21 protein-coding genes and 1 pseudogene are annotated in these 17,959 nt (G+C 73.2%); 13 read left to right on the top strand and 9 right to left on the bottom strand.

Features of this window, described 5'->3' with window-relative positions:
• Positions 1–12 precede the first annotated feature (12 nt).
• Positions 13–270, top strand: a complete 258-nt coding sequence (locus AB0F04_RS03010; RefSeq protein ID WP_362037341.1) for a DUF6158 family protein — start codon at positions 13–15, stop codon at positions 268–270.
• Positions 271–425: 155 nt separating this feature from the next.
• Here AB0F04_RS03010 and AB0F04_RS03005 read toward each other — a convergent pair.
• From AB0F04_RS03005 to AB0F04_RS02990, 4 genes and pseudogenes are all read right to left on the bottom strand, one after another.
• Positions 426–626: pseudogene (locus tag AB0F04_RS03005) on the bottom strand (catalase); the annotation flags it as partial.
• Positions 626–1,168 carry a type 1 glutamine amidotransferase domain-containing protein gene (locus tag AB0F04_RS03000; RefSeq protein ID WP_362037055.1) on the bottom strand — a complete coding sequence of 181 codons (543 nt, stop codon included), beginning with the start codon at positions 1,166–1,168 and terminating at the stop codon, positions 626–628. The pseudogene AB0F04_RS03005 and the gene AB0F04_RS03000, both read right to left, overlap by 1 nt.
• 122 nt (positions 1,169–1,290) lie before the next feature.
• On the bottom strand, positions 1,291–1,722 hold the full coding sequence (locus AB0F04_RS02995) for a CBS domain-containing protein (protein WP_352101745.1): 432 nt from the start codon (positions 1,720–1,722) through the stop codon (positions 1,291–1,293).
• 75 nt (positions 1,723–1,797) lie between these two features.
• On the bottom strand, positions 1,798–2,199 hold the full coding sequence (locus tag AB0F04_RS02990; RefSeq protein WP_362037053.1) for a DUF2795 domain-containing protein: 402 nt from the start codon (positions 2,197–2,199) through the stop codon (positions 1,798–1,800).
• Positions 2,200–2,359: 160 nt separating this feature from the next.
• Here AB0F04_RS02990 and AB0F04_RS02985 point away from each other — a divergent pair, with 160 nt between their 5' ends.
• The 5 genes from AB0F04_RS02985 to AB0F04_RS02965 all read left to right on the top strand — a co-directional run bounded on the left by AB0F04_RS02985 (position 2,360) and on the right by AB0F04_RS02965 (position 7,032).
• Positions 2,360–2,545 carry a hypothetical protein gene (locus AB0F04_RS02985; RefSeq protein ID WP_362037051.1) on the top strand — a complete coding sequence of 62 codons (186 nt, stop codon included), beginning with the start codon at positions 2,360–2,362 and terminating at the stop codon, positions 2,543–2,545.
• A 275-nt stretch (positions 2,546–2,820) separates the two neighbouring features.
• The gene (locus tag AB0F04_RS02980; protein WP_362037049.1) at positions 2,821–3,615 is read left to right on the top strand and encodes an RNA polymerase sigma factor SigF; all 795 of its coding nucleotides are present in this window, start codon (positions 2,821–2,823) and stop codon (positions 3,613–3,615) included.
• Between the two features lie 217 nt (positions 3,616–3,832).
• On the top strand, positions 3,833–4,510 hold the full coding sequence (locus AB0F04_RS02975; RefSeq protein ID WP_362037047.1) for a hypothetical protein: 678 nt from the start codon (positions 3,833–3,835) through the stop codon (positions 4,508–4,510).
• Positions 4,511–4,735: 225 nt separating this feature from the next.
• On the top strand, positions 4,736–5,983 hold the full coding sequence (locus tag AB0F04_RS02970; protein ID WP_362037045.1) for an aminotransferase class I/II-fold pyridoxal phosphate-dependent enzyme: 1,248 nt from the start codon (positions 4,736–4,738) through the stop codon (positions 5,981–5,983).
• On the top strand, positions 5,980–7,032 hold the full coding sequence (locus AB0F04_RS02965; protein ID WP_362037043.1) for an MBL fold metallo-hydrolase: 1,053 nt from the start codon (positions 5,980–5,982) through the stop codon (positions 7,030–7,032). Before AB0F04_RS02970 ends, AB0F04_RS02965 begins: the two co-directional genes overlap by 4 nt.
• 79 nt (positions 7,033–7,111) lie before the next feature.
• Here AB0F04_RS02965 and AB0F04_RS02960 read toward each other — a convergent pair whose 3' ends face one another.
• Together AB0F04_RS02960 and AB0F04_RS02955 are read right to left on the bottom strand one after the other, a co-directional pair.
• Positions 7,112–7,726 carry a VTT domain-containing protein gene (locus AB0F04_RS02960; RefSeq protein ID WP_362037339.1) on the bottom strand — a complete coding sequence of 205 codons (615 nt, stop codon included), beginning with the start codon at positions 7,724–7,726 and terminating at the stop codon, positions 7,112–7,114.
• A 29-nt stretch (positions 7,727–7,755) separates the two neighbouring features.
• Positions 7,756–8,529, bottom strand: coding sequence for an MBL fold metallo-hydrolase (locus tag AB0F04_RS02955; protein WP_362037041.1), 774 nt, complete (start codon positions 8,527–8,529; stop codon positions 7,756–7,758).
• An 84-nt stretch (positions 8,530–8,613) separates the two neighbouring features.
• Here AB0F04_RS02955 and AB0F04_RS02950 point away from each other — a divergent pair, with 84 nt between their 5' ends.
• From AB0F04_RS02950 to dnaK, 5 genes are all read left to right on the top strand, one after another.
• A complete protein-coding gene (locus tag AB0F04_RS02950) occupies positions 8,614–9,015 on the top strand; it encodes a hypothetical protein (protein WP_355847889.1) in 402 nt (133 codons plus the stop codon).
• 92 nt (positions 9,016–9,107) lie between these two features.
• A complete protein-coding gene (locus AB0F04_RS02945; protein WP_362037337.1) occupies positions 9,108–11,204 on the top strand; it encodes a phage holin family protein in 2,097 nt (698 codons plus the stop codon).
• Between the two features lie 142 nt (positions 11,205–11,346).
• Positions 11,347–11,775: an OsmC family peroxiredoxin gene (locus AB0F04_RS02940; RefSeq protein WP_362037038.1), complete on the top strand. Its 429-nt coding sequence runs from the start codon at positions 11,347–11,349 to the stop codon at positions 11,773–11,775.
• A 66-nt stretch (positions 11,776–11,841) separates the two neighbouring features.
• Positions 11,842–12,582: a glycerophosphodiester phosphodiesterase family protein gene (locus tag AB0F04_RS02935; RefSeq protein WP_362037035.1), complete on the top strand. Its 741-nt coding sequence runs from the start codon at positions 11,842–11,844 to the stop codon at positions 12,580–12,582.
• Between the two features lie 67 nt (positions 12,583–12,649).
• Positions 12,650–14,521: a molecular chaperone DnaK gene (dnaK, locus tag AB0F04_RS02930; protein WP_362037033.1), complete on the top strand. Its 1,872-nt coding sequence runs from the start codon at positions 12,650–12,652 to the stop codon at positions 14,519–14,521.
• Positions 14,522–14,603: 82 nt separating this feature from the next.
• Here the strand turns inward: dnaK and AB0F04_RS02925 are convergent, their stop codons facing one another.
• A complete protein-coding gene (locus AB0F04_RS02925; protein WP_362037031.1) occupies positions 14,604–15,071 on the bottom strand; it encodes a molecular chaperone TorD family protein in 468 nt (155 codons plus the stop codon).
• A gap of 133 nt (positions 15,072–15,204) precedes the next feature.
• On the bottom strand, positions 15,205–16,068 hold the full coding sequence (locus AB0F04_RS02920; protein ID WP_362037028.1) for a helix-turn-helix transcriptional regulator: 864 nt from the start codon (positions 16,066–16,068) through the stop codon (positions 15,205–15,207).
• A gap of 241 nt (positions 16,069–16,309) precedes the next feature.
• Between AB0F04_RS02920 and AB0F04_RS02915 the strand changes: the two genes are divergently transcribed.
• Positions 16,310–16,735 (top strand): hypothetical protein, encoded by a 426-nt coding sequence (locus tag AB0F04_RS02915; protein ID WP_362037027.1) that lies wholly within the window; start codon positions 16,310–16,312, stop codon positions 16,733–16,735.
• On the opposite strand, the gene AB0F04_RS02910 is transcribed toward AB0F04_RS02915, so the two are convergent.
• On the bottom strand, positions 16,717–17,523 hold the full coding sequence (locus AB0F04_RS02910; protein WP_362037025.1) for a helix-turn-helix transcriptional regulator: 807 nt from the start codon (positions 17,521–17,523) through the stop codon (positions 16,717–16,719). The genes AB0F04_RS02915 and AB0F04_RS02910 overlap by 19 nt on opposite strands.
• Before the next feature lie 127 nt (positions 17,524–17,650).
• Here AB0F04_RS02910 and AB0F04_RS02905 point away from each other — a divergent pair, with 127 nt between their 5' ends.
• Positions 17,651–17,956, top strand: coding sequence for a 4a-hydroxytetrahydrobiopterin dehydratase (locus AB0F04_RS02905; protein ID WP_362037023.1), 306 nt, complete (start codon positions 17,651–17,653; stop codon positions 17,954–17,956).
• Positions 17,957–17,959 lie beyond the last annotated feature (3 nt).

The following is a 17,959-nucleotide window of genomic DNA, read 5'->3' as shown; positions in this document are numbered from 1 at the left end:
CGGGGCGAGACGATGACCGGAGTGGATCCTGACCGGCTGGACGACCAGCAGCTCATGAAAGAGCTGGAGACCATCCACCGCACACGCCACGACACACTGCTCTACGGCTCGAACGACGCGCTGCGCGCCCACAACGAGCGCATGGCACAGCTCGAGGGCGAGTACCTGCGCCGCAACCCGAGCCGCCCGGTGGCCGCGGGCCGCACACGCGAAGGGGCCCGGGAGCGGGGGAGCGGGGAGTCGACGACCCCCACGACCCCCGGCACCTGAGCCCCTCCGAGGGAACGACCGGGAACAGCACCGGCACGGACGCCCGGACCGGGGCGGAGACCACCGGCCCGAGCCCGCGGCTCAGCGCCCCATCACCGGCCTCACCCCGTGGCGATGTCCCGCGACCGCCGCCAACGCGTCCCAGAACTCCTCGGGAGGAAAGCCGCGCGGGTGAACTCCGCGCAGGACTCGTACGGTTCGACATAGCCGTACGCACCCGCGCCCCGCGCGTGCACCACCCTGTCGTCGGTTGTGGTCCACCTCGACGCCCTGACCGGTGGTGAACGGACCGGCGGTGGGGGCGTCCGACCGGACGCCTCGCGCTGTGCCTGTCCGCGGTCGGCGGGGGACGCGATCAGGCGGCCTCCTGCGCGAAGACGTCCAGGAAGGTCTCGCAGAACGCCTTCAGATCGTCCGGCTTGCGGCTGGTGATCAGCTTGTTCGCACCGTGGTCGCAGACCTGCACCTGCTGGTCGACCCAGGTGCCGCCCGCGTTGCGGATGTCCGTCCGCAGGCTCGGCCAGGAGGTGAGTACCCGGCCGCGTACCACGTCCGCCTCGACCAGCGTCCACGGCGCGTGGCAGATCGCGGCCACGGGGCGGCCGTGCTCGAAGAAGTCCCGGACGAAGGCGACGGCCTTGTCGTCCATCCGCAGGAAGTCCGGGTTGGCGACACCGCCCGGCAGCACGAGGGCACCGAAGGAGTCCGGTGCGGCGTCGCCCACGACCTCGTCCACGGGGAACGTGTCCGCCTTGTCGAGGTGGTTGAAGGCCTGGATCTCACCCTGCTGCGTGGACACCAGCACGGGCTCGTGGCCGGCGTCCTTCACGGCCTGCCACGGGTCGGTCAGCTCGACCTGCTCGACGCCCTCGGGCGCGACCAGAAACGCGATACGCATGATGTCAGCGTCCTTTCCGGGAGCGGACGGCGCTCCGGCGCGCCGCACGGCTCCCTGCACGGTTCTCGTGGTTCTCGTTCTTCGTGGCGCCGGTGGCACCGTTCCGCCGGGCCGGTCGGGGCTCACGCATCGCCCCGGGCGTCCGGGGCGGCCCGGCTGATGTCGGCGAGTGCCGACGCCGGGTCCTCGGCCTCGGCGACGTCACCGAGGCTCACGATCCCGACCGGCAGGCCGTGCTCCACCACGGGCAGCCGGCGTACCGCGTGCTCGCGCATCAGCTCCACCGCGGTCGCCACCCGGTCGTCCGGCGTCACCGTCACCGGATTCCTGGTGCACACGGTCTGCGCGCTGACCGTCATCGGGTCGGCGCCGTCCGCGACGGCCCGTACGGTGATGTCACGGTCGGTCAGCACGCCGATCACGTCCTGCCCCTCGGCCACCACCACGTCGCCGATGTTCTGCGTCCGCATCAGCTGCGCCGCCTCGACGAGCGAGGCGTCCGGGCGCACGGCGACCACACCCGCTGTCATCACGTCCTTGACGTACTCGGCCATCACTGGGCCTTCCCTCCGTTTCCCAGCCCGGCGGGGGGCACCGCGGCAGGGCCGCGGTGCCCCCCGCCGCGGTCCCTACGCGTACTCCTGCGGACCCGTCTCCCGGGCCCGGACGAGGGCCTGGGCCAGCTCCTGGACATTGCCGTAGCGCTCCTGGCGCGGCAGCCCCTCCAAGGCCTCGACGAGGGCGTCGGGCGCCTGGTGGCCGCGCAGCTCGCGTGCCAGCTCCCGCGGGCTCGCGGGGAACGCCTTGCGGCCCAGCATCCGCGCCAGTTCCAGCCGCACCGACTCCAATGACGTCGGCGCACGGCTCGGCGTCACCGGCCCGCGGGCGACCTCGGGGTCGTCCTCGGCGGCCGGCTCCGGGTCGTGCCACTCCTCACTGCGCGTGGGGTGCCCGGACCTGAGCAGACCCTGCAGTTCGTGTTTCATCTCGTCGTCCCGGTGGACGCTCAGCCGGTCGCTGCCTCGCTGCATGTCTCCCTCCAGACGTTCGGGGGCCCGCACCGCGTACCCGAACACCGGAGGGCGACACGGATTCCGTCGGCCCGATCGCCGCCGTCCGCACCGGTTTGCGCCACGCCTCGCGGGAGACCCGGATCGTCCCCCCCCACACCTCCCTGGGGAAGGACACGCCATGGCGTTGCTCGCTGTGCTCATACCGGTGCTCATGCTCGGAGTCGTGCTGGTGCTGGGCCGTTACGAGGAGCTGCTGCTGCCGCAGGACGACGCCGACCGGCGTGAACCGGCCGCCGCGCCGCCCGCCGCCGCGGCGGTCGTCTCTTCTCCCGCCTCGTCGGGGACTCCCGCACCCGCGCCGTGAAGCCCTGCCTGACCGGCGGCTTCCGGTCCCCGGCACCCTGGGCGAGGAGGCGGCGGACGACGACGGGAGCCGGCGGCGCGAGTCACACTGCGCGACAGCCGAAAAGCTCTCCGGGTTTGCGGGTGGGGGCCGGGGGCAGGCGCCCTTGAGTGCTTCGGACAGGAGGCACGCCCGTGGGAGCGGCGTCGCGCCGCACCCGAGGCCCTGTCCCACAGCGGATGCGCTTCCACGGTGACCGTCCGGCCCACTGCACTTCCAAGGGATTGCGACGCATCATGCCGACCCGAATCCGCGCGCAGAAGCACCCCCACGACGACGCCCCCGACACCGCAGAGGCCTTCCGCAGGCTCACCTCGATGCCCGCCGGCCCGGAGCGCGACGCCCTCCGCGACGAGATCGTCGAAGCCTGGCTGCCCATGGCCGACCGCCTCGCCGGACGCTTCCGCAGCCGCGGCGAGAACTACGAGGATCTGCGCCAGGTCGCGGCCCTCGGCCTGGTCAAGGCCGTCGACCGGTACGACCCCGACCGCGGCCACGCCTTCGAGAGCTACGCCGTACCCACCATCACCGGAGAGATCAAGCGGCACTTCAGGGACCACATGTGGACCCTGCACGTGCCCCGCCGCGTCCAGGATCTGCGCAACCGGGTGCGGGCCGCCGGCCAGGACCTGTCCCAGAGCATCGCCGGCCGGCAGCCCACCGTGGCCGAGCTCGCCGCACACGCCGACATGAGCGAGGAGGACGTCCGGGCCGGCCTGGAGGCGCTGGAGAGCTTCACGGCGCTGTCCCTGGACGCGGAGCTGCCCGGCAGCGAGGACGGGTACTCCCTGGGCAACGCGCTGGGCTCCACCGACCCCGCCCTCGACACGGTCGTCGACCGCGAATCCGTCAAGGCGCGGCTGGCCGCCCTGCCCGAGCGGGAGCGGGCGATCCTGTACATGAGGTTCTTTGACGACATGACGCAGAGCCGGATCGCCGAGGAGCTGGGCATCTCGCAGATGCACGTGTCCCGGCTGATCAGCCGGTGCTGCGGGCGGGTACGGGAGCAGGTCATGCGGGACGTCGCCTAGGGCCGCAGGGGTTGACGTGGTCGTGCGGGTGCGGTGCCGTGATGGCTCGTCACACCGACGCGGCGGAGCCGCACACGCCACCGTCCCGGGTCCCCGGGGCGCTCCGTATTCACCCGTTTGAATGGCACTGTCCCGCCAATGGGGCCTCGCCGCGCGCAACGACACGGAGGCCTGGCTGTCATGGCAGAGGGGTAACACCACCGAAGGAGTCCCCTCGATGCGCCGCAGCCTGTACGCCCTGTCCGTCTCCGTCCTGGCGGGCTCAGCCCTGGTGGGCTTCGCACCGGCCGAGTTCTCCGAACCGGCCGTCGAGGTCAGTCCCGCCGCCGTCCAGCCCGGAGGCACGCTCACCGTCTCGGTCGGCTGCGACCCGACCGAAGGGCCGCCGCCCGACAGCATCGACGCCACCTCGCAGGCCTTCGAGGAGGGCACGGTGCCGCTGCAACTCGTCTCCGGCAACGACGACGAGGTGTCCGGCCCGGCCTACCGCGGCACGGCTCTGATCGCCTCGGCGGAGAGCTTCGAGGGTGATCCGGACGCCCAGGGTGAGGACTCGGCGTGGACCGTCGACGGCACCTGCCCGGCCGCTCCCGGCGGCGAGGGCACACCGTGGAGCGCCACGTTCACCGTGACCCACGACTCCCCGCCCCACAAGCCGTCGCACCGGCCCGCGGACCCACCCGCCCACAAACCCTGCCCCGAGCCCCCGCACCACCACGAACCGCAGCACACCGACTGCGAACCGGCAGCCGTCCAGCGTGGAGTGCGGGCCGGTGACGGCGGCGCCTTCACCGACTCCGTGCCCGCCCTGGTGGCGGGCGGGGTTCTGATCGCGGGCGCGTTCGGCGCCGCCGTGCACCGGCTGCGCAACCGTGGAAGCGACCCCCACCGCTGACCTCCGGGGCCCGGTCCGCCGCCCCGGACGGCAGCGGCTTCCCCGGCCGGGCCCGCTCATGCTGTGACCCTCACGACCCGGCCGGCGCCCATGAGGCGGCGGCACGCGGGGTACTCGGTGGCCGAGGGCACGAGCCGCGCCGTACGGACCACCCGGCAGCGAACGGCGCACGCGCCGGGGCGGCACGACACGGCGGCACCAGGCACTGGCACTGCGGAGGTACGGATGCGGCGGACGGCCCCCGAAGGTCACGGCCCCGTCCGGTTCGGGCCACCGCTCCCCGAGGACGGGCTGCCGGTCCTGCCGGAGCTGTCCGCGGTGCTCGCCGCCGCGGCGTCCCGGGGCGGCCACGAGCCGGTCGGCGGCAACCGGACCCTGCGCGAGGCCGCCTGCGGTTACTGGGACCGGCGCGGACTGCGCTGCGACCCGGACCGGGTGGCGTCCGCACCCGGCGCGCCCGCCCTGCTGCTCGCGCTGACCGCCGCCCTCGGCGGCGACGTCCTCGTACCGAGACCCTGCGCCGCCTGGTGGGCGCCGTACGCGCGTCTGCTGGGGCGCCCCGCCTTCCATGTGCCGACCCCGCCCGAGAGCGGCGGGGTTCCCGACCCGTACGCCCTGCTGGAGACCGTGCGCCGGGTCCGTGCCGAGGGCGGCGACCCACGACTGCTCGTGCTGTCCGTCGCCGACGACCCCACCGCGACCGTCGCCCCTCCCGAACTGCTCCACGAGACCGTCGAGGCCGCACAGGGGGAGGGCCTGCACCTGGTCAGCGACGAGACCTGGCGCGACACCCTGCACGATCCGCACGAAACGGTGCTGCTCAGTCCCGCCGAGATGATGCCCGACCGGGTCACCGTCGTCACCGACCTGGCCGGAGCCCTGCTCCCGGCCGGCTGGCCCGCCGCCGTGGCCCGTTTCCCGGCCGGGGAGGACGGGGCCGCCCTCCACGCGCGCGTCCTCGACGTGCTCACCGCCCTCGACGCCCGCGTGGCCGCGCCCGTCGCCGCGGCGGCCGGGTACGCCCTCGGGGAGCCGGACGCCGTCACCGCGCGCGTGGCGGCCGCCGTGCGCCTGCACGCGCTCCTGGCCGCCGCGGCGCACACCGCCGTCGTCGCGGCGGGCGCCCTCGCCCGGCCCCCGCGGTCGGGCCGCCACCTGTACGTGGACCTGGCCCCGCTGAGCCCCGCGCTGGCCGCGCACGGCATCGGCGACGCACAGGAACTGGAAGACTTCCTCACCGCACGCCTCGGCATGTCCGCGCCGGGCGGGCACCGCTTCGGCGACGACCTCGAAGCCCCGCGCGTGCGGCTTTCCACCGGCGCACTGGTGGCCGGTTCCGAGGCGGAACGCGCGGAATGCCTCACCTCACCCACACCGTTGGAACTGCCGCACGTGCACCACGCGTTGATCCAGCTGAAGTCGGTCTTCGACGATCTCCGCGACGACGCTGAGCGATGGGAGTCTCCTCGATGACGCAGCAGTCAGAGTCGATCACCGGCGCGGTCCCTCGGGCAGTCGACGAGCCCGTGCTCCCCTCGCCCCTCGCACCCCCGTCTCCGCCCCTGGCCGAACCCCGGCCCCTGGCCGAGCGGCGGGTGTGGCCACGCACCTTCCACGACCGGCTGACCGCGCCGCTCCCGGGGTTGAAGGCCATGGCCCGCTTCGCCCGCGAGGGAGCGGTGAGACCCGACCCGCAGGGCCTGGCCGACATCCCCCGGCTGCCCTACGCCCCGGCCCCGCTGCCCCGTGTCGACGCCCGCACCGTCGCCGTCACCTGGGCGGGCCACGCCAGTTGGGTGCTGAGCATCGGCGGACTGACGGTCCTCACCGACCCGGTCTGGTCCCGCCGCATCCTCGGCACGCCCGCGCGCATCACCCCCGTCGGCGTCCCCTGGGAGGACCTGCCGCGCGTCGACGCCGTCGTCATCAGCCACAACCACTACGACCACCTCGACGCCCCCACCCTGCGCCGACTCCCGCGCGACACCCCGGTGTTCGTCCCGGCCGGGCTCGCCCGCTGGTTCCACCGCCGCCGCTTCACGCGCGTGACGGAGCTCGACTGGTGGGAGGCGGCCGAACTGGACGGCGTCCGCTTCGACTTCGTCCCGTCCCACCACTGGTCCAAGCGCAGCCTCACCGACACCTGCCACAGCCTGTGGGGCGGTTGGGTCCTCACCGACCGGGACGGACAACGCGTCTACTTCGCCGGCGACACGGGCTACGGCCACTGGTTCTCCCGCATCGGCCGCCGCTACCCGGGAATCGACCTGGCCCTCCTGCCCATCGGCGCCTACGACCCCCGCTGGTGGCTCCGTGACGTCCACTGCGACCCCGAAGAAGCGGTCCTCGCGGCCCAGGACCTGGGCGCGGCCAGGATGGCCCCCATGCACTGGGCGACGTTCGTCCTGTCGGCCGAGCCGGTCATGGAGCCCCTGACGCGGGTGCGGGCGGCCTGGGAGAAGGCGGGCCTGCCCCGGGAAGACCTGTGGGACATGCCCATCGGCGCGTCAAAGGTGCTGTAGGTGTCCAAGGGGCGCGGGGAACTGCGCGATCAACCCCGCACCACCCGCACCCCGAGGACAACCGCGAACCACCACGGCGCTACCGGACCCGCCGCACCACCGCCGGCACCGCACTGACCAGCACGGTCAGCGCGATCGCCGCCAGCACGCCCTGCCACGGCTCGTCGAACAGCGACCCCCCGAGAATCCCGATCAACTGATACGTCACGGTCCACGCCAGACACGCCGGGAAATTCCCCCGGGCGAACCTCCGCATCGGCCACTGGGCCAGCAGACACGCCAGCATCACCGGAATCCGCCCGGCCGGCACCAGCCGGGACAACACCAGCACGGCGACCCCGTGCGCGGCGAGCTTCTCCTGCGCCTGCTCCAGCCGGTCCTCCGGCGCCCGCGACCGGATCGCCTCCAGCCACCGCGACCCGTTCTTCGACTTCAGTCCGCGCCGCCCCAGCCAGTACAGCGCCGCATCACCCAGGAACGCCGCCAGCGACGCCGTCACGAACACCATCGCCAGCGAGAACGGCGCCGTCCGGTGCACGGCGACCACCGCCGCCGAACTCACCAGCGCGCCGGTCGGAATCACCGGCACCAGCGCCCCGGCCAGCACCAGCACGAAGAGCGTCGGATAGCCGATCGCCTGCTGCGTGGACGCCGGCACCACGGACGCCGGGGTGACGGCCGATGCCGCGAGCAGGGGCGTGAGCGCGGCAGGCGCGGACCAGTTCACCGCGCGGCCTCCAGGCGCACGCTCTCCCCGTGCCCGAGCCGGTGCACCGAAACCGCGGGCGCGTGCCGGGCCGCGAGCCGGACGAACTCGTCCCCGGGCGCGTGGAACTCGTGGGGGCGCACGGCGTCCATGCCGATCGGCCAGTACGTGCCGTAGTGCACCGGCACCGCACTGCGCGGCGCCAGCCGCGCCAGCGCCTGCGCCGCCCGGCCCGCGTCCAGGTGCCCCTCGCCCAGGTACGGTCCCCAGCCGCCCACCGGCAGCAACGCCACCTCGACCGGCCCGACCTCCTTGGCCATGTCGTCGAACAGGCCCGTGTCCCCGGCGAAGTAGGTCCGGGCCTCGCCGGATATGACATAGCCGAGCGCGGGGGAACGGTGCGGCCCGAACGGGAGCCGCCGCCCGTCGTGCCGCGCGGGCACGGCCCGTACGACGATGTCGCCGACCGGCGTCTCGTCGCCTGGCGCCACCTCGCGCACCCGCAGGTGCGTGAGCCGGCGCAGACCCGGCACAGCCCGGCGCGCACCCCGGGGCACGAGCAGGCGCGTGCCCTCGGCGAGCCGCATCAGCGACGGCACGTGCAGGTGGTCGGCGTGCAGATGCGACACCAGCGCCACGTCCGCGTGCGGGGCGCCCGGGGGCGGCAGCGCGCCGCGCCGGCGCCGCAGGTGTGCGAGCCGGCGTGCGAACAGGGGATCCGTGAGCACGCGCACGTTCGAATCCTCGACGGTGCAAGTGGCGTGACCCCACCAGGTGATCTCCACCGGCACTTCTTTGCCTCCTTCGCGCGACTCCCCCGAAGCCTACGTGCAGGAGTAGGGTCGGCGGCGAAACCGGAGGTGAGGGGGGACGCCATGGTGCCGGTGCGGGTCACGGCGATCGCGAGTCTGACGCCGCTGGAGGAACTGGACGACGATCCGTTCCTCGTCGACTCCCGCAGTCAGCACGCCATGTGCGCCCGCTGGGCCGCCGAGCGGGGCTACGTGATCAGCCGGGAGTTATTGGTCCGGGGGCTGCGGCCCGACCACGGCGCCCTGTGGGACGGCGTCCGGCCCGGCCTCGACCTCTTCGTGGCGCCCAGCCGGCGGGTCCTGGAGAGCGCGCTCGCCTCCGTCGAGGAGTTCACCGCCGAATGCGCCCGGCGCGGTGTACGGGTGGAGACGGTGGGGCATGCGGAGCCTGCGTACGACGCGGCGATGAAGGCGTGCGTGCACCGGCGGCTGTCGATGCCGACGGCCGGCTACGACGGGCGCTGACGCCGTCCCCTCACCGGTGTGCGGCCCGGGGACGAAACCGCCCGGCCGGACGTTGAGACACTGTGGGGGAGGGCTCGCCGCGGCTGCGGGCCATGGACGTGAGGTGGCTGGGCGTGCGGGGCGTGCGATGGCGGCGGGCCGCCAGTCAGGTGGGGCGGAGCGTCGCCGTGTGGGCGGTTTCCACCGTCACCATGCTCGTACTCGCCGGGATCCTCCCCGACTTCCGGCTCCGCGCGGAGAACGGCGACAGCGCGACGGACATAGCCGTCACGGCGGCCTTCGGGGCCGGTGCCTTCGGTCTGCTGTCGGCCCTGGTGTGGCCGCTGCTCGTCCGGCTGCTGCTGCTCGTACCGGCACTGGTGCTGGGACTGCTGGTCTTCTTCCTCAACGGCGCCCTGCTGCTGCTCGCCCTGCACCTGAACCCGGCCGAGCGCGGTGCCGCGGCGCCGGAGACCGCCGTCGTGGTCGCCGCCGTGATGTCCGCGGTGGCGTCCGCGACCGGCGCGGCCCTGGCCGTGCGGGACGACGACGCCTACCGCCGCAGGCTCTACCGCCTCTCCGACCGCCGCCGCCGGTCCGGACCGCCCGCACCGGCCGGCCCCGGCACGGTCTTCGTGCAGCTCGACGGCGTCGGCCACGACACCCTGCTCGACGCCGTCGGCAGGGGCCTGATGCCCACCGTCGCCCGCTGGCTCGACATCGGCGACGGCGGCCGCCCCACCCACCGGCTCACCCCCTGGCGCACCGACTGGTCCAGCCAGACCGGCGCCAGCCAGCTCGGCATCCTGCACGGCAGCAACCACGACGTCCCCGCCTTCCGCTGGTACGAGAAGGACACCCGGGAGGTGGTCGTCTGCAACCGTCCGACCAGCGCCGCCGAACTCCAGCGCCGCGCCGTCGAGCACGCGGGGCACGGCGGGCTGCTCGCCGTCGACGGTGCCAGCCGCGGCAACCTGTTCAGCGGCGGTGCCGAACAGCAGGCCCTCGTGCTGTCCATAGCGGCCCGCCGCCGCAGCCGGGAGAACCGTTCCCGCGCGGGCTACTTCGCCTACTTCTCCGACCCGGCCAACGCCGTGCGCACGGCGCTGTCCTTCATCGCCGAGGTGGGCCGCGAGATCGGCCAGTCCACCCGCGCGAGCCTGCGCAAGCAACGCCCGCGCGTCTCCCGCGGCGGCCTCTACCCCCTCGTCCGGGCCTTCGCGACGGTCGTCGAGCGGGACGTCGTCGTGGCCGCCGTGACCGGCGACATGCTCGTCGGCCGCACGGCCGTCTTCGCCGACCTGGTGGCCTACGACGAGGTCGCCCACCACTCCGGCCCGGCGAGCCGGGACGCGCAGAAGGTCCTCGAACGCCTCGACCGCTCGCTCGCCCTGATCGAGAACGTGGCCGAGCACGCCCCGCGCCCGTACCGGATCGTCGTGCTGTCCGACCACGGCCAGAGCCCGGGCGAGACCTTCCGCTCCCGCTACGGCCTCACGCTCGGCGACCTGGTGCGGGCCGGCTGCGGCATGCCCGTACCGCGCAAGGCCGAGCGCACCCGCAGCGGCGCGGAGGCCCGCGCCGCCGTGCGCGCCGCGCTGCGCTTCCCCGTCGCGGAGACCGGCGAGCAGCACCGGCCCGCCCGTGACTCCGAGCCGATCGTGCTGGCCTCCGGCAACCTCGGCCTGGTCTCCTTCCCGGACGTCCCGCACCGGATGAGCAAGGAGGAGATCGACGCCCGCCACCCCGCGCTGCTGCCGACCCTCGCCAACCACCCCGGCATCGGCTTCCTGCTGGTCCGCAGCGAGGAGCACGGCGGTGTCGTCCTCGGCGCGTACGGCGCCGAGATCCCGCTGGCCGCCCTCGACGACGACCCGGGGCCGCTCGCCCCCTTCGGTCCGGGCGCGGCCGACGCGATACGCCGCACGCACTCCTTCCCGCACACCGCCGACATCATGGTCAATTCCTTCCACGACCCGGCCGACGGCGAAGTCCTCGCCTTCGAGGAGCAGATCGGCTCCCACGGCGGCCTCGGCGGCGCCCAGGGCAGACCCTTCCTGATGTCCCCGCTCGGCGTCTCCGCACCGGTCGGCGAGGGCGAGGAACTCGTCGGCGCCGAGCACGTGCACCGGGTCCTGCGGCGCTGGCTGCGCGAGGCGAACGGACCGCAGGTGCCGCTGGAGGCCACCGAGGAGGAGCACGCCGCCTGACGTCCGGCAGCGCACCCCTGGCCGCACGCACACCCCCAGAGGGCAGGTCCTCCGCGTGAGTTGAGCCGTAGTGTGATCGGATGGGGGACACGGGGCCCGGCGACGGGCCCGCACGCGAGTCCGCACGCGAAAGGAAGAACTCGTGGCTACCACGCGCTCCGCACACACCGTCTGGGAAGGCAACCTGCTCGAGGGCAGCGGTGTCGTCACCTTCGACTCCTCCGGTGCCATCGGCGAGCAGCCGGTCACGTGGGCCTCGCGCGCCCAGGAGGCGAACGGCAGGACCAGCCCCGAGGAGCTGATCGCGGCCGCCCACTCCAGCTGCTTCTCCATGGCCTTCTCCAACATCCTCAACAAGGCCGGGACGCCGCCCACCAAGCTCATCACCTCGGCCGACGTCTCCTTCCAGCCCGGTGAGGGCATCACCGGCATCCACCTCACCGTCGAGGGCACCGTCCCCGGCATCGACGAGGCGGCCTTCCAGGCCGCCGCCGACGAGGCCAAGGTCGGCTGCCCGGTCAGCCAGGCCCTCAAGGCGACGCCCATCACGCTGACCGCCAAGCTCGCCTGAGCTGTCGCATCCCCGCCGCGCGGGCCCGCCCACCGGGGCGGCCCGCGCGACGTCGAAACGACGACCATGACGCCACACCCCGCCGTCTGCGCCCACCGGGGCGGCAGCGAGCGAGCCGGTCCCGCCACCTGGGGGGCGTACGAGGACGCCATCGCGTCCGGTGCGGAGTACGCCGAGTTCGACGTCCGCCGCACCGGGGACGGAGTCCTCGTCGTCCACCACGACCCCCGGGTCGGCCCCGCCGGGCCGCCGCTGTCCGCGCTCACGTACGCCGAGCTGTGCGAGCGGGCCGGATACGCCGTGCCCGTGGTGGACGACGTCATGGCGCTGATCGCGGGAAGACTCGTGGCCCACCTCGACCTCAAGGAGGCCGGCTACGAGCAGGAGGTGATGGACCGGGCGGTCGCCCTGCTCGGCGTGGACGGGCTCGTCGTGACCACGCTGCAGGACCGTTCCGTCGCCGCCGTCACCCAGGGCTTCCCCGGCGTGCGAACCGCCCTGTCCCTGGGGCGGGACCGCCGGGAACTCGCCCTGTCGCGGCTGCCCGGCACCCGGCTGAGCGAGCTGTTCCCGGCCCGCCGCATCCGGGCCTGCGGGGCGCACGGCGTCGCCGTGCACCAGCGGCTCGCCAGGACCAACGTGCTGCGCGAGGCGACCCGGCACGGCCTGTTCACCATGGTCTGGACCGTCAACGACGACACCCTCATGCGGGCCTTCCTCGCTCACCCGCGCGTCGACGTGCTCGTCACCGACCGGCCCCGGCGGGCCGTGACGCTGCGCGGCCCGATCACCCCATCGCGGCATTGACAACAGCGCACTCAAGTTTTGTGCTGGAGTGTGTGGAGAGTCGTCGCCCTGGCGGAAGGGGACAGCGATGGGACGAGCGGTCGGAGTCGACCTCGGAACCACGAACTCGGTGGTCGCCGTACTGGAAGGCGGCGAGTCCACCGTCATCGCCAACGCGGAGGGGGCGCGCACCACACCCTCGGTCGTGGCGTTCGCCAAGAACGGCGAGGTGCTGGTCGGAGAGGTGGCCAAACGGCAGGCCGTGACGAACGTGGAGCGCACCGCCCGCTCGGTGAAGCGGCACATGGGCGACGCGCACTGGCGCTTCCCCGCCGAGGGCGATGTGGACGGCACCCGCTACCGGGCGCAGGAGCTGTCCGCGCGGGTGCTGCAGAAGCTCAAGCGGGACGCGGAGTCCTACCTCGGCGAGGACGTCACCGACGCCGTGATCACCGTCCCCGCCTACTTCGACGACACCCAGCGGCAGGCCACCAAGGAGGCCGGTGAGATCGCGGGCCTGAAGGTGCTGCGCATCATCAACGAGCCGACGGCCGCGGCCCTCGCCTACGGCCTGGACAAGGAGAACGACCAGACGGTCCTCGTCTTCGACCTCGGCGGCGGCACCTTCGACGTGTCGCTGCTGGAGATGGGCGAGGGCGTCATCGAGGTGAAGGCCACCAACGGTGACACGCATCTCGGCGGCGACGACTGGGACCAGCGGATCGTCGAGTACCTGATCAAGCGCTTCAAGGGCCAGAACGGCGTCGACCTCGCGGGCGACAAGATGGCGGTGCAGCGGCTGCGCGAGGGCGCCGAGCGGGCCAAGATCGAACTGTCCAGCTCGACCGAGACGACGATCAACCTGCCCTACATCACGGCCTCCGCCGAGGGGCCCCTGCATCTCGACGAGAAGCTGACCCGGGCCCAGTTCCAGGAGCTCACCGCCGATCTGCTCGACCGCTGCAAGGCCCCGTTCCACCAGGCGGTCAAGGACGCCGGGGTGAAGCTCTCGGCGATCGACCACGTGATCCTCGTCGGCGGCTCGACCCGGATGCCCGCGGTGACCGACCTGGTCAAGGAACTGACCGGGAAGGACCCGCACAAGGGCGTCAACCCCGACGAGGTCGTGGCCGTGGGGGCGGCGCTCCAGGCGGGCGTCATCCGCGGCGACGTCAAGGACGTGCTGCTGCTCGACGTCACCCCGCTGTCCCTGGGCATCGAGACCAAGGGCGGCATCATGACCAAGCTCATCGAGCGCAACACGACCATCCCGACCCGGCGTTCGGAGATCTTCACGACGGCCGCCGACAACCAGCCCTCGGTCGGCATCCAGGTCTACCAGGGCGAACGGGAGATCGCGGCGTACAACAAGAAGCTCGGTGTCTTCGACCTGACGGGCCTGCCGCCGGCGCCGCGCGGGGTACCGCAGATCGAGGTGGCGTTCGACATCGACGCCAACGGCATCATGCACGTCTCCGCCAAGGACATGGCGACCGGCCGCGAGCAGAAGATGACCGTCACCGGCGGCTCGGCCCTGCCCAAGGACGACATCGACCGCATGATGCGCGAGGCCGAGCAGTACGCCGAGGAGGACCGGGAGCGCCGTGAGGCCGCCGAGACCCGCAACCAGGCCGAGCAACTCGTCTACCAGACCGAGAACTTCCTCCGCGAGAACGGCGACCGGGTCCCGGACGGCACGAAGTCGGAGGTCGAGTCGGCCGTCACCGGGGTGAAGGAGCGCCTGGAACAACAGGCGGACACCGCCGCCCTGCGTGCCGCCGTCGAGCAACTCGCCTCCGTCAGCCAGAAGATGGGCCAGGCCATGTACGCCCAGGCCCAGCAGGCCCCCGCCGAGGAACCCTCCGGCACCTCGCGCGACGAGGAGGGCGTGGTCGACGCGGAGATCGTGGACGAGGAGAAGCACGACCGCGACGAGAAGGGGGGCGCGGCCCAAGGCTGAACCGCTGGTGGGGAGTGCCCCTGGCGGAACGGCGACCCGGGCGGCACCGCTCGAGGGCCGAAAAGCCGCGGGCGACGGCCCTCTAGCGCCCCATGGCCACCGGCGGCAGCGTCGCGCACACCGCGTCCAGGACCGTCGCGTACGGCGTGCCGAAGTCGGTGAGCCTGGACCGGAGCCGTTCCAGGCCGTCCCGGTGCTCCGCAAGCAGCTCGGTGTCGCCGGTGCGGGCCGCGCACTCCAGGACCGCCGGCAGGAAGTCCGGCGGCTCCTCGCCGGTGGTCTCCAGGCCGTGCGCGCGGTACAGCTCCTCCGACGGCGCCGGGGCGTCCTCGCGCCAGACGCTCAGATACAGGCTGTGGTCCTGCCCGGCCTCGAAGACCTCGACGTAGTGGGCGGCCAGTTCCATCGGCGGGGTGAGCGCCGCGTGGTCGGCGAACGCCCGCAACTGCGGGGCGGCTTCGCGCAACAGCGGCAGCCGGGTGCGGAAGTCGTCGTCGGGGTACATCAGGCACAGTGCGGCCGCCTGGTACAGCACCTCGAATCCGGGCATCGGACCTCCTCCGCGAGCGCTTGCCTGCCCGCCCCGTCCTCCCGACGCTAGGGGCGGGCCGTGAGGCGCACCTGCCGACGGCGCCCGTACGGGTCAGGACCCGTCCCCTGACGTCGGGCGGGAGCCGAGCGGCTCAGTAGCGCTCGCGGTACTCCCGCAGCAGTTCCTCCGTGCGCTGAGCGGAGCCGGCCCGGGCCGTCATGTGGTCCAGCACCTCCAGATGCGCGGAGACCTCCTTGCGGGAGTCCAGGTACAGCGCACCGGTCAGATACTCGGTGAAGACCATGTCGGGCAGCTCGGGCTCGGCGAAGCGGAACAGCGAGAACGGCGCGTACGTGCCCGGATGGGGACCGTCCGCGAACTCGGCGATCTGGAGGGTGACCCGGTCGCGCCCGGCGTACTCCAGCAGCTTGTCCAGCTGGTCGCGCATCACCCGGCCGTCCGCGCTCACCGGGCGGCGCAGCACGGTCTCGTCCATGATGACCCACAGGTGCGGCGGGTTCGGGCGGTCCAGGAGCCGCTGCCGCTCCATGCGCAGCGACACATGCCGGTCCACGGCGTCCGGCCCGGCGTTGGCGATGGTGCCGGTCTGCAGGACGGCCCGCGCGTACCCCTCGGTCTGCAGCAGCCCCGGCACGAAGTGCGGCTCGTACGACCGGATGATCCGGGCCGCGCCCTCCAGGCTCACGTACAGGCTGAACCACTCCGGCAGCACGTCGTGGAACCGCTGCCACCAGCCCGGCCGGTTCGCCTCCTCCGCGAGGTCGACGAAGGCGGTGATCTCGTCCTCGGCCACCCCGTACGCCGTCAGCAGGATCTGCACGTACGGGATCTTCAGCGCGACGTCGGCGGTCTCCATCCGCCGGACCGTCGCCGGGGCGACCCGCAGCACCTTCGCGGCCTCGTCACGACCGAGGCCCGCGGCCTCCCGCAGCTCCTGCAACCGCTTGCCCAGGACCACCTGGCCCACGGTGGGTGCGGCCCGCCGTTCACTCACGCCACGCCTCCCCAACGTGCCCAAGCCTGCGATCAGTCTGTCACGGTCGGTCGCCGGCACGACAGGTCCGGGAGCGAGAAGATCGCCGGAAGCGGAGGGGCGGCGCGGGCATTACCCGGCGGGTAATCGACCGGACGCCACCCGAAAGGGATCGTGGACGTACCGGTTCCCGGGCCGGCGCACTCCGGCCCGGGAACCGGACCCAGTCGCCGCACCACGACCCGACGGAGGGTGATTCCCCATGTCCGCGATCCAGCTCGCCGCACTCGCCCGGACCTCGGAGCCGCACTCGGTGCTGCGCCGCTTCCTCGCCCTGGACGCCGCCGTGACCGGCGCCAACGCGCTCGCCTACCTGGCCTTCTCCGGCCCGCTCGGACGGTTCCTCGGGGCCGACGCCGCGCTGCTCCTCGCCGTGGGGGCGTTCCTCGCCGGCTACGCGGCGGCCGTGGGCCTGCTGGCCGCGCGCAGGCAGCCGCCGGCACTCGGGGTGCGGGCCGTCGTCGAGGCCAACCTCGCCTGGGCGGCGGTGAGCCTCGCCGCCCTGGCGCTGTGGCTCACACCGAGCACGGCGGGCGCCGTGTGGACCGTGCTCCAGGCCCTGGCCGTGGCCGGTTTCGCCGTCCTCCAGCACATGGCTCTGAAAATCCGTCAGGACACGGTCGCCTGAAGGTACTTGACCGTCGCCGGGTCGGCCGGGAGCAGCGTCTCGATGGCCAGCTCGGCGACCGTCACGTCCATCGGCGTGTTGAACGTGGAGATCGACGAGATGAACGACAGCGTCCGTCCCTCGTGCTCGATCCGCAGTGGCAGCGCGAAGTACGGAACCGGCTCCGACGGCTCGTCCACCGGATCCGCCTCGGGCGCCGGATACGCCGCCACCTCCTCGTACAGCGCCCGCAGCGGCTCCGAGCGGTGCAGCGCGATCTGCCGCTCCATCTGCTCCAGCAGATGCCCGCGCCAGGCGCGCAGATTGCGGATGCGGGGCGCGAGGCCCCGCGGGTGCAGGGCGAGCCGCATCGCGTTCAGCGGGGGTTCGAGCAGCGACTCGCAGACTCCGTCGACCAGCGTCATGACCCCCCGGTTGGCGGCCACCACGTTGTACAGCGCGTCCACCACCAGCGCCGGATACGGCTCGTAGCCGCTGATCAGCCGTTCGATGCCGGCTCGCAGCGCGCCCAGCGCCGGGTCGTCCAGCGGGGTCTCCGGGTAGCGGGGGGCGTAACCGGCCGCCAGCAGCAGCGCGTTGCGCTCCCGCACGGGCACGTCCAGATGCTCGGCCAGCCGCAGCACCATCTCCTCACTGGGCCGGGAGCGGCCCGTCTCGACGAAGCTGATGTGCCGGGCCGAGGAGTCCGCGCGCAGGGCCAGCTCCAGCTGGCTGACCCGCCGCTGCTCCCGCCAGGCCCGCAGCAGCGGGCCCACGCCCTGCTCGGCGGTGGACGGGTGAGTGGTCATGCCGGGACCGTAGTCGAGAACAGGTCGCACCGGACAGACGCCCCCTGGTGACCAGGGCCCGGACCGCCCCGCTGTGGCAGGCTGAGAGGACACCGACGACACCGCAGCCCGGGAAGGAGCGCAGCCCATGCCCGTCGAACCGCTGTCGCAGAAGGAGGTCGAGGACCGGCTGGCGGAGCTGCCGGGCTGGTCGCTCGACAGGGACCGCCTCTTCCGCTCCTACCGGCTCGGCTCGCACTTCGCGGCGACGGCGATGGTCGTGCACATCGCCCAGGTCCAGGAGGAACTGAACCACCACTCCGACCTGACGCTCGGCTACGACACCGTCTCCCTGGCCGTGCACACGCACAGCGCGGGCGGCGCCGTCACCGAGAAGGACTTCGAGCTCGCCCGCAGGGTGGAGGACCTGGCCCCGGGGCACGGGGCACACTGACCC

Source organism: Streptomyces sp. NPDC029041 (assembly GCF_040637515.1).
Taxonomy (GTDB): Bacteria; Actinomycetota; Actinomycetes; order Streptomycetales; family Streptomycetaceae; genus Streptomyces.
This window is presented reverse-complemented; position numbering and strand designations above follow the sequence as displayed.

Coding starts and splice junctions, on each gene's coding strand:
- AB0F04_RS03010 (WP_362037341.1), top strand. CDS start 13: ATGACCGGAGTGGATCCTGACCGGCTGGACGACCAGCAGCTCATGAAA.
- AB0F04_RS03000 (WP_362037055.1), bottom strand. CDS start 1,168: ATGCGTATCGCGTTTCTGGTCGCGCCCGAGGGCGTCGAGCAGGTCGAG.
- AB0F04_RS02995 (WP_352101745.1), bottom strand. CDS start 1,722: ATGGCCGAGTACGTCAAGGACGTGATGACAGCGGGTGTGGTCGCCGTG.
- AB0F04_RS02990 (WP_362037053.1), bottom strand. CDS start 2,199: ATGCAGCGAGGCAGCGACCGGCTGAGCGTCCACCGGGACGACGAGATG.
- AB0F04_RS02985 (WP_362037051.1), top strand. CDS start 2,360: ATGGCGTTGCTCGCTGTGCTCATACCGGTGCTCATGCTCGGAGTCGTG.
- AB0F04_RS02980 (WP_362037049.1), top strand. CDS start 2,821: ATGCCGACCCGAATCCGCGCGCAGAAGCACCCCCACGACGACGCCCCC.
- AB0F04_RS02975 (WP_362037047.1), top strand. CDS start 3,833: ATGCGCCGCAGCCTGTACGCCCTGTCCGTCTCCGTCCTGGCGGGCTCA.
- AB0F04_RS02970 (WP_362037045.1), top strand. CDS start 4,736: ATGCGGCGGACGGCCCCCGAAGGTCACGGCCCCGTCCGGTTCGGGCCA.
- AB0F04_RS02965 (WP_362037043.1), top strand. CDS start 5,980: ATGACGCAGCAGTCAGAGTCGATCACCGGCGCGGTCCCTCGGGCAGTC.
- AB0F04_RS02950 (WP_355847889.1), top strand. CDS start 8,614: ATGGTGCCGGTGCGGGTCACGGCGATCGCGAGTCTGACGCCGCTGGAG.
- AB0F04_RS02945 (WP_362037337.1), top strand. CDS start 9,108: ATGGACGTGAGGTGGCTGGGCGTGCGGGGCGTGCGATGGCGGCGGGCC.
- AB0F04_RS02935 (WP_362037035.1), top strand. CDS start 11,842: ATGACGCCACACCCCGCCGTCTGCGCCCACCGGGGCGGCAGCGAGCGA.
- dnaK (WP_362037033.1), top strand. CDS start 12,650: ATGGGACGAGCGGTCGGAGTCGACCTCGGAACCACGAACTCGGTGGTC.
- AB0F04_RS02925 (WP_362037031.1), bottom strand. CDS start 15,071: ATGCCCGGATTCGAGGTGCTGTACCAGGCGGCCGCACTGTGCCTGATG.
- AB0F04_RS02915 (WP_362037027.1), top strand. CDS start 16,310: ATGTCCGCGATCCAGCTCGCCGCACTCGCCCGGACCTCGGAGCCGCAC.
- AB0F04_RS02910 (WP_362037025.1), bottom strand. CDS start 17,523: ATGACCACTCACCCGTCCACCGCCGAGCAGGGCGTGGGCCCGCTGCTG.
- AB0F04_RS02905 (WP_362037023.1), top strand. CDS start 17,651: ATGCCCGTCGAACCGCTGTCGCAGAAGGAGGTCGAGGACCGGCTGGCG.